The organism is Rahnella perminowiae, from assembly GCF_019049755.1.
Taxonomy (GTDB): domain Bacteria; phylum Pseudomonadota; class Gammaproteobacteria; order Enterobacterales; family Enterobacteriaceae; genus Rahnella; species Rahnella perminowiae.
The window spans coordinates 1-1,658 of sequence record NZ_JAFMOS010000192.1; the positions used below are offsets into that span (position 1 = coordinate 1).

3 protein-coding genes are annotated in these 1,658 nt (G+C 38.3%); all 3 read left to right on the forward strand.

Annotated features, from left to right (window positions below):
- Nucleotides 1–595: ABC transporter permease (locus J1785_RS01160; RefSeq protein WP_217218615.1), on the forward strand; the 595-nt coding region annotated here is incomplete at its 5' end.
- Complete coding sequence (locus tag J1785_RS01165; protein ID WP_129952680.1) at nucleotides 595–1,335, forward strand: ABC transporter ATP-binding protein; 741 nt, start codon at nucleotides 595–597, stop codon at nucleotides 1,333–1,335. The genes J1785_RS01160 and J1785_RS01165, both read left to right, overlap by 1 nt.
- A 34-nt stretch (nucleotides 1,336–1,369) precedes the next feature.
- On the forward strand, nucleotides 1,370–1,658 hold a 289-nt coding region (locus J1785_RS01170), incomplete at its 3' end, for a DUF4422 domain-containing protein (RefSeq protein ID WP_217218616.1).

The following is a 1,658-nucleotide window of genomic DNA, read 5'->3' on the forward strand; positions in this document are numbered from 1 at the left end:
CAACTATACCGTTTTTATTATTACCGGGCTTTTCCCATGGCAATGGTTTGCAAGTTCAACGTCTAATTCATTATTTTCTTTTTTGGCTAATGCACAGATAATAAAGAAGACTGTTTTTCCGCGTTCTGTAATCCCCATGAGTAATGTACTAATGGAATGCTTACATTTCATTTGTACCATTCCTGTTATTATTATTTTTCTTTACGTTTATGATATGCGCCCGTCCTGGGATTGGATCTGGGGAATTCCGCTGATCGGTTTCGCGCAGATTATTCTTATGCTGGGTGTGGCGCTAACTTTATCTACACTCAATTTGTTTTTCCGTGATCTGGAACGTTTCATAACGCTTGGTATTATGTTGCTCTTTTATTGCACGCCAATATTATACTCTTCAGATATGATACCCCAAAAATACCGCTGGCTTATTGACTACAATCCTTTGGCTAATATGATTATCAGTTGGCGTGATTTATTTATGAATAATACGGTTAATTATACTGATATAGCCACTCTGTACGGCTATGGAATAGTGATGCTTATAATCGGTAGTAGTATTTTTAATAAATTAAAATATCGTTTTGCAGAGATTCTATAATGAGCGTTGTCATTGAGTTCAAGAATGTAACTAAAAGATACCCCCTTTATCATCATATAGGCTCAGGTATAAAAGAATTAATATTTAATCCTCGCAGAGCGCTAAGTCTGCTTAGTGGCAGAAGTTATCTGGCCATCGAAGATATTAATTTTGTCATTGAGAAAGGTGAATCTGTTGCACTGATTGGCCGTAATGGCGCAGGTAAGAGTACCTCACTGGGACTGGTTGCAGGTGTGATGAAACCCTCATCCGGGACGGTCAGTGTCACGGGCAGAGTCGCCTCAATGTTAGAATTAGGCGGTGGTTTTCATCCTGAATTAACCGGACGTGAAAATATCCGCCTGAATGCAACACTGCTTGGATTGCGTCGAAAAGAGCTTAAGCAGCGGATGGACAAAATTATTGAGTTCTCAGAATTAGGCGATTTTATCGATGAACCTATTCGTGTTTACTCAAGCGGTATGCTGGCAAAATTAGGTTTTTCAGTAATCACGCAAGTTGATCCTGATATACTCATAATCGATGAAGTTCTCGCTGTGGGGGATATTTCATTCCAAAGAAAATGCCTGGCAACGATTAATGACTTTAAAGCTAAAGGTGTAACCATTCTTTTTGTTAGTCACAACCTGGCAGATGTATCCAAGGTATGTGATCGCGTTATATGGATTGAAGATCATAAGCTTAGGCAAATGGGTAACTCTGCTGATGTCATTGCTGCTTATCAGGCAGTAATGGCCTGATATTATATATTTAATTATTGTGATGGAATAAAGGATGAAAACTGTATCAATCTATACTTGTCACCATAAACCGAGTGCGTTTCTCGATTCATCGGTGATAAAGCCTATACATGTAGGAAAAGCCAATTCACTGAATGTTATTTGTTGCGACGGTGATGATACTGGCGATAATATATCGTATAAAAACCCGTTCTACTGTGAACTTACAGCCCATTATTGGGTATGGAAAAATGCAATACCTACAGATTATGTTGGTTTTATGCATTATCGCAGACATTTTAATTTTTCTGATGATCAACAAAAGCCAGAAGATAACTGGGGAA